Source organism: Segatella maculosa OT 289, assembly GCF_000243015.1.
GTDB lineage: Bacteria > Bacteroidota > Bacteroidia > Bacteroidales > Bacteroidaceae > Prevotella > Prevotella maculosa.
In genome coordinates, this window is record NZ_JH594504.1 from 74,605 (window position 1) to 86,823 (window position 12,219).

Sequence of the window (12,219 nt, forward strand, 5' to 3'; positions counted from 1 at the left end):
TATTATATTATTTTTTCTCGTTTTTTTACCACGTTAGACGTAGACCGAAAGGCACGGTTAGCGTGAATGGATGCTCCGTGCGGTAAGTCTCCAGTCCGCTACCATTACGGAAATAGTAGAACATATTAGGTTCCACATATATGCTGAATGGCTTGAACAAGCGATACTGCACGCCTACACCCATGTTGACAGACCATTGATAGCGTGGTCTTATTGTTCCTTTCAGTGTGTAAGACGAGTCGGCGGTAATGATGTATTGCTTGTTGAGCGAGCTGCGTACAGGCATCTCAAATGTTACACCACCTGTGGTATAAGCATTGAAACGTCCCTTGCTCCAAATACGATAAGTCAAACGCAGCGGTATGCCGATATAGTCTATCTTCTGCACCTTATTGAGTGTGGCACCATGGAAATCACTTTCAAATTCCGACTTCAGATGTGTATAGGTGATGCCGGTGCCAAAGATCCAGTGTGGGCTAAGCTGCTTGTTGAGTGACAGGCTGAAGGTTAGCGGACGGTGATGGGTAGCCTTCTCGCTCAGCCCTTCGCCGCTGTCCCCATCTGTCATGTTATTCCAGGCAATCAGTTTCATCTTTTCCCTCTCCACAGAGTCCATCAGGGCACTGTTTCGTGTCATATAGTCCATATACTCGTTCCATGTATGGAGCTTAGCTGCTGCTCCTCCATTGGCATAGTCTATCACGGACAGATAGTTCATGTCTGACAATGCGTTTCCTCCAGTATTAGAAGAAAATCCAAAGTTAAATGCCCATGGATATTTCTTCTTAGATTTGTTGGCAAAAGGCTCTACCTGTGCTATGAGCGGAGCGGGAGTAATCTGTGGAATATGGAATAACGTATCATCCCAAGTCCCATCTTCAGGTGCCAGAACCTTCAAAACAGAATCTGGCAGATAAGCCGTCATCGTGGCAGTAGCCTGAGTGCTATCTGCAGTCTGCATACTATCTGTCATGGCGACAAGATGTGACTTGTGCTCTATCTCTTCACCATTTGAGTTCATGGGCAAAACCTCTATGTACTCGTCCTTGCTAATATGATTTTCCTTAGCATCAGTCTTACCCTTTCCCCTACGAACCTTAACTGCTTGTGATTTGTCCTCTGCAATATTTTCTGTTTTCCTATACCTAAGCAGATACAGGCATATAGGCAAGAACATAGGCAGTAACAGAAGTACCCAATACTTGTACAGCATCTTCTGTAATTGTGTCTTCGCGCGGAAAAGTTGTGAAGACGAACTATGTGGAGCTATGTGGAGCATCTGCCCGATTTCTATATGAGAATAGCCGTCTAATACAGATAATTTGAATACTTCCTTGCTTTTTTCCGGAAGTTTTTCGATAGCATCAAACAAGATCTGTAAATCCACCTCTTTTTGCTCCTCCGTGCAATCGGAACAAAGATGCTCTGTAATACCCTCTAATGGTATCTCCTTTTTACCAATACTTCGCAGGTATCTAAAGCATAGATTTCTTGCAATGGTTATCATCCATCCCTCGATCTTCGACGTGTCTTTCAAGTCTTTGATGGATGTGAAAATAATGATGAAAGCGTCGTGGAGAACATCCTCCGCAGCACTTTCATCTTTTATATAATGTCGGCATACGCTCAATAGCTTTCCAGCGTATTGCCTATATAGTTGTTCGAGAGCTTTTCTATCCCCTCGCTTGCAATCCTCTATCTGTATCATTGATGGACATTATAAATCCCATATTTTATAAAAGAGTCTACAAATGTAAAAAGACTGCATTGTATTTTCACTTTTTACTTTCTTTAACAGTGGAGACCTGTCCAATGGCATCCCATAAGTACCACCAGGTAGCCTCCACCTAATTCCACCTTCATTGAACCAAATAATCTTGCTTCGGTAACGTGAGTTCGATATAAGAATTAAATGAAAATATTTCGTTTCTTATTGATTATAAGCATATTAAGTTATTATCAATTTTTCTTAAAATGGACTTGATTAGATAAAATAGCTCACTATAACCCTTTTAAGTGGTAATAAATACTCGAATTACAAGATTATTTCTTTATTTTAGGGTTTATAAATCTCTAAGTGCCTTATAGATAATATATTGGAGAAATTTCTTATATCGAACTCACGTTCGGTACTATGCGTTTTCTCGAAATTTATCCTCTAACAATAGAATTCTTTCCCGCAGTTGGTCAAACGTCAATGGATTCTCGTTATAAATGAATGAATCTATCATTGCTTTGTAATCATCCCGGAACAAGTTTTCTATCTCTCCAGTAGGCCAGATTTTAATATTCTCTCGCTTATCAGAGTCATAATCCACAGAACTGATATGATAGAATTTCTTGCGATGCTCTATGATACTTTTATAAAGTTCTGAGTCGTTGATAGCTGTTTCTGAATAGGTATCCATCAATCTCTCCAAGTCATAAAGGTGGCGGCTCATTCTTTCGCTTCTGGGCGACTTCTTCTGATATTCTTCATTGAGCAATAATGCCTTTTCCAAAAAAGTCCGGATGGGCAGTACCGTAGGAATTAAGCATTGGGTAGCATCATCCACTTCGTTAAAAGCATCATAAATCAGTGAAGTTAATGCTCGATTTTCAAAAGGTTCGTCCATAGACATACAGCTGATTTCGATTTTGACCTTGGGCTGAATGTATTCATTCGTTTCATCTAAGATGCTGGGATAGGCAACATTCAACACTACTGGGTCACGATCTGTGTCAATAGGAACTTCAACTCCGTCTTGCATGATACTCTTTACATTCTCGACGTTGAAATCTTTAGCTCCCAATTTTGCAAGTTGCTCATTTAACTCAGGGGAAAGACGCTCGAAAATAACCTCCCTCGATGCCTTCCGCAAGCTTTTCAGTTGATTATTATTCTCGCACTTGGCAAAAGGATATAGCTTCTGTTTTTCTTCCGTTTCAGTAAACCAACTTCTGCTTAGAGATATGTCTATATCCTCACTGAACCTTCTTAAATCAATGTTCTCCCATTTACCTTTAGAAAGACTTGTTCCGCCTTTGAAAAGCAGGAACTCCGAAAATGACGTAGAGAAAAGTGCTTTGAGGGTAATCGTTACCCACCAGTCCTTCTCTATAGCCAAGTCCTCTATATTTGTTCTCAGTGCTGTATTCTGTACGATTGCGATACGCTCTTCGATTGTCTTATCTTGCCAAATGCTCATACTTTTCTATTATTGGTTTTATATACTTGCGAACCCAGACTGGCGCTGTTGCCAAATCCGTTTTTATCTGTTGCTTTTCGGTTGAGTCAGAGATTAACTTCTCAATTCTATTTGTATCAGCAGAAGTTATGTTTGATTGCCCCTTTGCCTTGAGTGCTAAAACAAGTAATGGCATTAACTTGCTGTGATACGAATATGTGCTGGGAGATCTGTGCTTCAGTCTTATTTTCTTGTTCCCTATAGTTATAATCCTCGGCGATCCTGTTGTTAGATAGATTGCCTTCATCGGAACCTGTGTTGACAAACCAAGGGCGTTCAAAGCATATTCTCCTGTTGGTAGAATCTCCGCATTTTCATGTTCTGCGATCAGTTTTACAATCTTCTCTGCCGAAGGATATACATTGCCATAGTTAGTTACTATCGGCTTATAGTATATGCCTTTTGCGAGGCGTTCAAGAACACCAAAACCTTTCATCGTCGATAATAACTTACTGACATATTCATTATCAAACTCAGCAAAGTCATTGACAAAGAAAACCGTTCCTGGTTCAGCTTCGTCTATCCGTTGTTTTATCTGTTCTTGAATGGTCATATTAACATATTTTAGTCGGTAACTTTTGCAAAGTTATGGAAATTATCTGTCTTTTGCAACAATATCCCCTACTTTTTTGGCTTTTTGGAGGTAAATTAAATGTTGTGCGTTAACATATTTTAGTCGGTAACTTTTGCAAAGTTATGGAAAGCAATTCGCAATGAAAGAGGAATTAAAATTTCACAAGACATAGTACTGCCAACATCTAATGAGAGGTATTGGGAATACTCGATACTCGTTAGTTAAAGGAACTAAAATGAGATTTGGAACTTTCATGGATATTGGTTATCTTTGTATTGTTATTTAGAGGATTTTAGTTGTGCCGATAAAGTTTCCTTCAAAGGAGCTTCATTTAGACTTTTTTCCAGACAATGATCTTTGATTTAATTAACGGCAGATTTCTTCTTCATGTGCTATATAACTAAATGGCATTGCGGGTCAAAAATGTGTTACCAATGAGGTATTTGTGTTACTAATGTGTTACCACTTGATAAAATCAGTCTTACCATCGTTCTCAAAAAAGTAGTGTACTTTGCTGATTACAAACATATTACGCTACCTGCCACTCAACGCAACCATCTTGATCCCATATTGTGTTACCACCGACCCCATGCGAGTCACCAATAAAACGACCGACCATCAAGCGGAAAATGCTGAATGGTCGGTCGTTTTTCTTTTGAGATAGCGATTTGATTTTTAGGAAATCGCTATCTAATCTTAGCCACAATATATTCAGATTGCGTGCCGATGCGGAACTTCGCGCCCCATATACCGAGGCCAGAGCTGACATAATAGCGCGTGTTTCCTTTGGTCAGGGGGCCGAACGCGTCCTCATAGACGGCTTTGGTAATCCAGTTTATCGGCCAAACCTGCCCATAATGCGTGTGTCCGGCAAGCTGAAAGTCAACGCCGTTCAGCGCTGCTTCTTCCAAATGATAGGGCTGATGGTCCAGTTCTATAATGTATTTGCGACGGTCGATGCCCTCCATGAGCCGACTAAGTGGCTTGCGACGTTTGTTGGTGCGGTCATCACGTCCCACGATGGCAATGTCTTTGAAATAGGCAACACTGTCTTGAAGCAACTGAATGCCGGCTTGTTGGCAGAAAACCTTGTCGACATTGACGCCCGTATAATAGTCGTGGTTGCCCAAAACAGCGAAAATAGGAATGCCCAAGCGGCGGAACTCCTCGGCAGAATGCTCTTCATTGACCGGTTTTATGGTCCTGTCAATGAGGTCACCGGCTATGAGTATAGCGTCAGGTCGCTCGTTTTTGATGCGTTCCAGCCAGCGATGCAAGTCACTTCGGCGGTTGTGGTAGCCCAAATGAAGGTCGCTGACCATCACCAACGTCATGTTGCGACTCAATTTGTCTTTCGAAGCAAGCGTAAGCTCTACCCGTTGCTTGTCGTCGTAGTGAAAATAGGCATAAGTAAAAAGAACTGTGAGCAGCAAAGTGACCGAGATGCTCCCCAGAACACTGGCCTTGAGGAACGAGCGCGGTATGATTCCGACGGCAGCACCAAGGTCGAGCACGGCAAAAAGCATCACCATATAGAGCAGAATGACGAGCCATGAGGTGCCCACTTCGTAGATGAACGAGGCCAAACCCAGCGGAAGTTTGTCCAAAAGTCCGCTCATGGCGACGAAAAAGCCGATGAATGACAATGCCATCAGAACGACAACGGAAGTCCGAAGCAATGGGATTGCCGGCAATAATTGCCAGACTCTGACGGAAATATAGTATTGTCCGGCCACCGGAAGCAGCAGGAACAGTGCAGCCCAAAATAAATTCATCATTCGATTTTTGTTGAATAGCCGTTTGTTTTGGCGTCGATAGACGCGCAAAATGAATGGATTTTAAAGAAAACCTTGTTGATGCAAGGCCTCAAGCAGGCTCTTGCTCATGGCCTCATTGTCTTTTTTCGTGTATTTGATGTCGGTAAACACCTGCGCAAGTGTCTCCTTTCGGTTGATTTCCACAAAGTTTTTGTTTACCTCCAAGGCCTCTTTTGCGCGGTAAAAGTCGTCGATACGCTCCGCAGTATAGTCCTCGAACCTTTCCTGATGCACCATGGCACGCAGCGGAAGACGGTCGGTCTGCATCGGATTTTCGGCCGGCCAACCCATCGTTATCGTTGCAACGGGAAACACAAGTCGCGGCAATTGCAGGACATCGATAATGATTTGGGGCATATAAAGCGTTGTTCCGAGGAAGCAAGTGCCCAATCCTTCAGCCTCGGCAAGGTTGCAAAGCGTCTGTGTATAGAGCAAACCGTCAGTCGTGGCATTCATAAACGAGAGGAAATTGGCGTAACCCGGCGTCGCATTTCGGTGCTCTGCCCACACGGTTGTACGTCGGTAGTCGGCACAAATGGTCAGAACAACGGGCGCATCTGTCACCATTGGCTGGTTAAAATGGGCCGGAGCTAATTGCTCTTTCACCGCTTTGCTGCGCGTAATGACGACACTATAGAGTTGAAGATTACCCATTGTGGGCGTCCGTTCCGCCGTTTCCAGCAGTCTGTTGAGCAGCATTTCGTCCACGTCTTTGGCCGTATACTTCCTGATGGTGTGTCTTGTTTGCAATGTATTCATTCTACCTTATTATATAGTTTATGCTGGACAAAGTTACATAAAATATTCTTTTTCGCCAAAGAACGCGCCACATCGTCACGCAACGGACCACATATCATGCGCCTATAAGCTGTATTCAGCCAAGCCGTCCGGCCCCTCACGGCGGCTTACTTTCGCTTCGCAACGTCCCGATTTTGTAAATAAACTTAACCAAAAAACAGGCCTTCGGGGAGCCATCAAATAGAAATGGAAAGCCCGAATAGCGGTTCTTTTCTTGCCGTTCCGTTGATTTTTGCAGCCGTTTTCGGTTATTTGGCTTCGCAACCTCAGCCATTTCGCGCGGTAATATGGGCCATATTGCACGGTGAAATGGCTGAGATTGCCGCGCAATATAGCTGAGATAGCGAGCCGTTCGCCTTGAGTGGACGCACGAACCGTGCGTCCCTACATTTTTATTGCAGTTATGTTATGCGGAAATATGCGCGAAAAAAGGTAACAGATTGGTATATAACGCGTTACATATCCTACTCAAAACGCGCGTATTTCGGCCCAAAAGAGGGCGTAATGAAAACCGAAGCAAACAGGAAAGCGGTTTTGTCAAGATAATTCATGCATTGAGATTGCGTTGCAATCATGTTTAAGGAAATCTAACATTTCATTTGTGTTGCATTTTGAAAAAGTTTTCCTACCTTTGTAACCATCGTGCGAAAATCGCCGAAAACAATAAGAACAAATCTACAATTTCAATCGAATAATCTAAAAATGGAACAGTTTTTCAGCTACATCATCAGCTTCGGAGCTAGCGTGATGATGCCCATTCTCTTCACAATCATTGGTCTTTGCATCGGTATGCGCTTTGGAAAAGCCCTGCGATCGGGCTTGTATGTGGGCGTGGGATTTGTGGGATTGGGTGTCGTCACGGCCCTGTTGACGACGAATTTCAACAGTCCTTTGAGTTCAATTTCCGATTTCTATCATCTTCAACTCAAGGTTTTTGACATGGGATGGCCTGCAGCTGCGGCCGTAGCCTACAACACTGCGGTGGGTGCTTTGATTATTCCTATCTGCTTAGGCATCAACTTCTTGATGCTCATAACAAAGACAACGCGCACCGTTAACATTGACCTTTGGAACTATTGGCACTATGCTTTCATTGGCGCAGTGGCCTATTTTGTGATGGGAGAGAGCCTACTTTGGGGCTATTTTGCAGCCATTGTGTGCTACATGATCACCCTTGTTTGCGCCGATTTGACGGCAGATCGCTTCCAGAAATACTATGATTTGGAAGGCATTTCCATTCCCCAACCGTTCTGTCAGAGCTTTATGCCGTTCGCAATACTCATCAATAAGGTATTGGAAAAGATACCCGGTTTCAACAAACTTGACGTAGATGCCGAGGGATTAAAGCGAAAGTTCGGTGAGTTAGGCGACCCTCTTGTGCTCGGAGTCATTGTAGGTGGACTGATAGCTTTGTTTGGTGAGGCCGGCCATATCACCGATTTCGGCGGCTATTTGAAGGAACTTCAGCAGGCAGACCCCACTATAACGGCGACCGATGCCACGATGGGTATCGTGAAGAATGTGCTTGCTTTGGGAGTTATTATGGGTGCCGTTATGGAGCTGATACCGCGTATTACGAAGCTGTTTATCGACGGATTGATGCCTATTTCGGAGAAAACAAAGGAGTTGGTCAGCCGTAAGTTCGACGGTAAAAAGGTCTTCATCGGCATGAGTCCCGCCTTGGTTATCGGCCATCCTACGACACTTGTCGTCTCACTTTTCCTCATTCCGACCATCTTGGCACTGGCCGTTTTCCTGCCGGGTAACCAATTTCTGCCCTTAGCTTCATTGGCCGGAATGTTCTATCTCTTCCCGATTGTGTTGCCATATACGAAAGGTAACGTCGTAAGAACATTCGTTATCGGACTCGTTACCCTTGTTTTCGGCCTCTATTTTGTCACTGATATGGCTCCCGCTTTCACCCAAGCTGCGGCCTCGGTTTATGCAGCTACGGGCGATAAAGCAGCCCATATACCTGACGGTTTCTCTGGCGGTGCGCTCGATTTTGCGTCAAGTCTCTTCGGATGGGTCATCTATAAGTGCACGGAATCACTGGAGTATGTGGGCATGGCCCTGCTGAGTTTGGTGACGATAGCCCTGCTATTGTTCAACCGCCGACAGATTATTGCAAGCGAAAAAAACAACAAATAGACATGAAGAAAACATTATTAACCTTGGCCTTCGGGCTTACTGCAACCATCAGTATGGCACAAACGAATTATGAAGTGAGGTGGGCAAACCACCCGGAAGATGCAAAACACTACGACACGGAGCGGCTTCGGAAGGAGTTTGCCATAGAGAAAGTCTTCTCACCCGGCGAAGTCAACTGGGTCTACAGCATGTATGACCGGTTCTTAATCGGTGGGGCAGAGCCTGTGAACAGCCCCATTCGCCTGACAAGCATCGCTCCTTTGCACACCGATAAGCCGCAGGATAAACAGCGATTACTCGACAATCGCGAGCTCGGCATCATCAATATCGGCGGTAAAGGTACGGTGACCATCGACGGAAAAGCCTATGAATTGGGGTTCCAAGAGGCACTCTATGTGGGCAGGGCCGACGATAAGAACAACAAAGACATCGTGCTTTCGAGCGCAGATGCGGCGCACCCGGCCAAGTTCTACATGAACAGTGCCTGCGCACATCAGTCATATCCGACGAAGAAAGTGACCCTGAAAGAGGCCAACAACATCAAGGCCGGCTCGCTGAAAGAGAGCAACGACCGCGTGATTCATCAGATGATCATCGACGGAGTGGCCGGTGTTCGCACCTGTCAGTTGCAGATGGGCATCACAGAACTCAAGGAAGGGTCGGTTTGGAACACCATGCCTGCCCACACACATCTGCGCAGAATGGAGACATACCTATATTATAATGTACCCGAAGGTCAGAAGATTCTCCACGTGATGGGCGAACCTCAGGAGACAAGACCCATTTGGTTGAACAACGAACAGGCTGTGATTTCGCCGCAATGGAGCATTCATTGCGCCGCAGGAACCAGCAACTACACTTTTATTTGGGGAATGGCAGGCGAAAACCTCATTTATACAGACATGCAGGTCGTGAAGATTCCGACTTTGAAATAACCCATAAAAGGAAAAAAAGTGGCAAGCATACAGACTTCAAAGATGTCGAACTTTCGTTGGGTTATCTGTGCATTGCTCTTCGTGGCTACGACAATCAACTACATGGACCGTCAGGTTCTGTCGTTGACATGGAAAGATTTCATCGCTCCGGAGTTTCATTGGACCGACGATGACTATGGAACTATCACGGGACTCTTCTCGATTTTCTATGCCATAGCCAATCTCTTCGCTGGCAAATTCATTGACTGGATGGGCACGAAGAAGGGCTATCTCATTGCTATCTTCGTGTGGTCGACGGGCGCAGTGATGCATGCCGGCTGCGGTTGGGTAGCCATGCAGCTGGAAGGTTACGGAAGTATCGAGGCATTACGGCTGGTTCAGGCTGGCAGCGACGCCGCCGTTGCCATTGCAACCATTAGTGTTTGGCTGTTCCTTTCGTGCAGATTGATTCTTGCGGTGGGCGAAGCGGGCAACTTCCCTGCAGCCATCAAGGTGACAGCCGAGTACTTTCCGAAGAAAGACCGCGCTTTTTCGACTTCCATTTTCAACAGTGGAGCGTCGGTAGGTGCCTTGGCTGCGCCGGCAACTATCCCCTTAATGGCCCGTGCATGGGGCTGGGAGATGGCCTTTATCATTATCGGTGTGCTGGGATATGTGTGGATGGGGCTTTGGATATGGCTCTATGACAGGCCCGAACGCAACAAAAGAGTGAACAAATCTGAGCTGTGTTACATCGAACAAGACCGTGACCTCGCGACCATTGAGACTGCCGTGGAAGAAGAAAAAGAGAAGACCATCGGCTTTATGAAGTGTTTTTCGTATCGTCAAACGTGGTCTTTCATTGTCGGAAAGTTTATGACCGACGGCGTATGGTGGTTCTTCTTGTTCTGGGCTCCGGCCTATTTCTCCGATCAATATGGCTACAAGAGCGACTCCGAGATGGCCATCATGCTGGTCTTTACGCTCTATGCTATCTGTACGGTGCTAAGCATTTGCGGCGGATACCTGCCCACTTATTTCGTTGATAAGAAAAGAATGAATCCCTATATCGGCCGTATGCGCGCCATGCTTATATTTGCTTGCTTCCCCGTTTTGGGCCTTTTTGCACAGCCAATGGGTGCATTCAGCCCTTGGTGGCCAGCCATAATCATCGGTCTTTTGGGTGCAGGTCATCAGGCATGGTCAGCAAATCTCTATTCAACAATAGGCGATATGTTCCCCAAATCAACGATAGCTACGATTACAGGTATCGGTGCAATGGCAGGCGGAATCAGCTCGTTTATGATTAATAAAGGCTCGGGTATGCTCTTTACTTACGCTGAAGCGCAGGGCAAGGCCTTCTCTTTCATGGGCTTCGATGGCAAACCTGCGGGCTACATGATTGTCTTTTGCATCTGTGCCGTAGCCTATCTTGCGGGCTGGTGTATGATGAAAATGCTCGTTCCGAAGTACAAACCAATCATCGTTGAGGGCTGATGGAAGCTTAAAAAGACTTGTTTTGGCTTGCGGGTGCCCGTTAAAATAAACTAATTATTGGCGGGCATGCGCTGCAGCTTCCATTAAATTTGCGTACCTTTGAACCCGTTTTAAAACCTTCTATAAGATTGAATATGAGTAAAAAAGTCAATGGAATACTTACAACCTTCACGGTTTGTGCCATGGTAACGGCCATGATGGGTGCGATGCCTGCCGACAATATCATGACAAAAGAGAAAGATACGACAATCATCAACACCAATTTGTTGGGCAAGAACGTGAAAGGCTTCAAGGGAAGCACGCCGGTAAAGATTTATATTGAGAAGAACAAGATCGTCAAGATTGAGGCGCTTCCCAATCGAGAGACCCCAAAATTCTTCGATAAGGCAAAGACTTTGCTGACGCAATTCAATGGCATCAGCGTCTCAAAGGCTGAGAAAATGGACGTTGACGGCGTCACTGGGGCCACGTATTCATCGAATGCACTGAAGAAAAACGTACAGTTGGGCTTGGAATATTACAAGCACAACAAGTGACGACCATTGTTTCCGAGGGAAAAACAGAAAGAGAAGCGCGGCGTGCTTCTCTTTTTTTGTGGCCTAAAGACGGCTATATCAGCAAGAACTTTCGTGATAAAACGTAACAAAAAACGTGCATCCACATGGAATGCACGCTATCGAATCGGAGTCTAAGATGTCTTTTAGAAGTTGTAATAAAGGCTGAAAGCAATGTTGTTTCCATCAAGATCCAAACCATACTTGCTGACCTTGCCGCTCGTATTGTTGTTCTTGCGCTGCTGCCAGCCAAGGAAACCGACGTGAGAAACAAAAGATAAGTGCTCATTCAAGTTAACAGCGATGCCGGGACGTGCACCTACCGACCAAGTGTCGATGTCGTTACCAGCATTATAGACATGACCGTAACCCAAACTGCCGTCCACGAACACGTTAATGTACTTCGTATGCACGAAAGTATAGCGTGCGTATGGGTTTATTTCGATGGATTTTGCATGGCCTTTTGTCTGACCTTCCCAACCAAACATAACACCGGCAGCCCAGTCAGAGTTGAAGTTGTAACCGATTTCCGGCAGGAATTTGTAGGTTGTTGTGGTCGTATTGCCGTCGTCATTGCCTTGAACACTGAAGCCACCACCTACATAAACTTGTGCGTTTGCGCTGATTGCAACTGCAAAAGCCGCAACCAAAGTCATCAATAATTTTTTCATAATCTTTTTACTTAAT

Annotated in this window: 10 protein-coding genes; 4 read left to right on the forward strand and 6 right to left on the reverse strand. The window is 45.1% G+C overall.

Features of this window, described 5'->3' with window-relative positions:
- Positions 1 to 25: 25 nt before the first annotated feature.
- The 5 genes from HMPREF9944_RS07625 to HMPREF9944_RS07645 all read right to left on the reverse strand — a co-directional run bounded on the left by HMPREF9944_RS07625 (position 26) and on the right by HMPREF9944_RS07645 (position 6,377).
- Positions 26 to 1,708 (reverse strand): sigma-70 family RNA polymerase sigma factor, encoded by a 1,683-nt coding sequence (locus HMPREF9944_RS07625; protein WP_004363608.1) that lies wholly within the window; start codon positions 1,706 to 1,708, stop codon positions 26 to 28.
- A 424-nt stretch (positions 1,709 to 2,132) separates the two neighbouring features.
- The gene (locus HMPREF9944_RS07630) at positions 2,133 to 3,188 is read right to left on the reverse strand and encodes a nucleotidyl transferase AbiEii/AbiGii toxin family protein (protein WP_004363607.1); all 1,056 of its coding nucleotides are present in this window, start codon (positions 3,186 to 3,188) and stop codon (positions 2,133 to 2,135) included.
- On the reverse strand, positions 3,169 to 3,780 hold the full coding sequence (locus HMPREF9944_RS07635) for a DUF6088 family protein (protein WP_004363606.1): 612 nt from the start codon (positions 3,778 to 3,780) through the stop codon (positions 3,169 to 3,171). The genes HMPREF9944_RS07630 and HMPREF9944_RS07635 overlap by 20 nt, the downstream gene beginning before the upstream one ends.
- A gap of 707 nt (positions 3,781 to 4,487) precedes the next feature.
- Complete coding sequence (locus HMPREF9944_RS07640; protein WP_008565549.1) at positions 4,488 to 5,576, reverse strand: metallophosphoesterase; 1,089 nt, start codon at positions 5,574 to 5,576, stop codon at positions 4,488 to 4,490.
- Positions 5,577 to 5,639: 63 nt separating this feature from the next.
- A complete protein-coding gene (locus HMPREF9944_RS07645; protein ID WP_008565551.1) occupies positions 5,640 to 6,377 on the reverse strand; it encodes a nitroreductase family protein in 738 nt (245 codons plus the stop codon).
- Between the two features lie 741 nt (positions 6,378 to 7,118).
- Between HMPREF9944_RS07645 and HMPREF9944_RS07650 the strand changes: the two genes are divergently transcribed.
- The 4 genes from HMPREF9944_RS07650 to HMPREF9944_RS07665 all read left to right on the forward strand — a co-directional run bounded on the left by HMPREF9944_RS07650 (position 7,119) and on the right by HMPREF9944_RS07665 (position 11,514).
- A complete protein-coding gene (locus HMPREF9944_RS07650) occupies positions 7,119 to 8,567 on the forward strand; it encodes a PTS galactitol transporter subunit IIC (RefSeq protein WP_008565552.1) in 1,449 nt (482 codons plus the stop codon).
- Positions 8,568 to 8,569: 2 nt separating this feature from the next.
- A complete protein-coding gene (gene kduI, locus HMPREF9944_RS07655) occupies positions 8,570 to 9,502 on the forward strand; it encodes a 5-dehydro-4-deoxy-D-glucuronate isomerase (RefSeq protein ID WP_008565553.1) in 933 nt (310 codons plus the stop codon).
- Positions 9,503 to 9,520: 18 nt separating this feature from the next.
- Positions 9,521 to 10,978, forward strand: coding sequence for an MFS transporter (locus HMPREF9944_RS07660; RefSeq protein WP_008565554.1), 1,458 nt, complete (start codon positions 9,521 to 9,523; stop codon positions 10,976 to 10,978).
- 134 nt (positions 10,979 to 11,112) lie between these two features.
- Positions 11,113 to 11,514, forward strand: coding sequence for an FMN-binding protein (locus HMPREF9944_RS07665; protein WP_008565555.1), 402 nt, complete (start codon positions 11,113 to 11,115; stop codon positions 11,512 to 11,514).
- 164 nt (positions 11,515 to 11,678) lie between these two features.
- Here the strand turns inward: HMPREF9944_RS07665 and HMPREF9944_RS07670 are convergent, their stop codons facing one another.
- The gene (locus HMPREF9944_RS07670; RefSeq protein WP_044113514.1) at positions 11,679 to 12,203 is read right to left on the reverse strand and encodes an outer membrane beta-barrel protein; all 525 of its coding nucleotides are present in this window, start codon (positions 12,201 to 12,203) and stop codon (positions 11,679 to 11,681) included.
- Between the last annotated feature and the right edge of the window lie 16 nt (positions 12,204 to 12,219).

What these genes read in the sequence shown, in the direction of transcription:
- HMPREF9944_RS07645 (WP_008565551.1), bottom strand. Translation starts at nt 6,377, where the DNA reads ATGAATACATTGCAAACAAGACACACCATCAGGAAGTATACGGCCAAA.
- kduI (WP_008565553.1), top strand. Translation starts at nt 8,570, where the DNA reads ATGAAGAAAACATTATTAACCTTGGCCTTCGGGCTTACTGCAACCATC.
- HMPREF9944_RS07650 (WP_008565552.1), top strand. Translation starts at nt 7,119, where the DNA reads ATGGAACAGTTTTTCAGCTACATCATCAGCTTCGGAGCTAGCGTGATG.
- HMPREF9944_RS07635 (WP_004363606.1), bottom strand. Translation starts at nt 3,780, where the DNA reads ATGACCATTCAAGAACAGATAAAACAACGGATAGACGAAGCTGAACCA.
- HMPREF9944_RS07625 (WP_004363608.1), bottom strand. Translation starts at nt 1,708, where the DNA reads ATGATACAGATAGAGGATTGCAAGCGAGGGGATAGAAAAGCTCTCGAA.
- HMPREF9944_RS07665 (WP_008565555.1), top strand. Translation starts at nt 11,113, where the DNA reads ATGAGTAAAAAAGTCAATGGAATACTTACAACCTTCACGGTTTGTGCC.
- HMPREF9944_RS07670 (WP_044113514.1), bottom strand. Translation starts at nt 12,203, where the DNA reads ATGAAAAAATTATTGATGACTTTGGTTGCGGCTTTTGCAGTTGCAATC.
- HMPREF9944_RS07630 (WP_004363607.1), bottom strand. Translation starts at nt 3,188, where the DNA reads ATGAGCATTTGGCAAGATAAGACAATCGAAGAGCGTATCGCAATCGTA.
- HMPREF9944_RS07640 (WP_008565549.1), bottom strand. Translation starts at nt 5,576, where the DNA reads ATGAATTTATTTTGGGCTGCACTGTTCCTGCTGCTTCCGGTGGCCGGA.